This window comes from Planktothrix paucivesiculata PCC 9631, assembly GCF_900009265.2.
Lineage (GTDB): Bacteria > Cyanobacteriota > Cyanobacteriia > Cyanobacteriales > Microcoleaceae > Planktothrix > Planktothrix paucivesiculata.
In genome coordinates, this window is the sequence record NZ_LR735090.1 from 1 (window position 1) to 260 (window position 260).

Below are 260 nucleotides of genomic sequence, written 5' to 3' on the forward strand. Positions count from 1 at the left end.
GTATAAGCTCCAATTGTGGGGATGGTGCACCATCGTGAGCCCAAATAAACAGGTCATTATAAATATTAGAAGAATCTATAACTCCTCCAATATTCAGTTCTGCATCATTGCTCTGAGTAGCCCAATCTCCACCAAAACCGTTGTTCGTGCTTGAATCTCCAATATTGACCGTGATCCCAGTGGGTGCTCCATCATATTGCACCTCAAATTCAGCAACATCATAGGGATTACTGGATGCTGGCCCAAGGTTGATCTTGAGA

1 protein-coding gene is annotated in these 260 nt (G+C 43.5%); it reads right to left on the reverse strand.

The window, feature by feature from the left end:
- A partial coding sequence (locus tag PL9631_RS26445) for a hypothetical protein (protein ID WP_197046525.1) occupies nt 1-260 on the reverse strand: 260 nt, incomplete at both ends.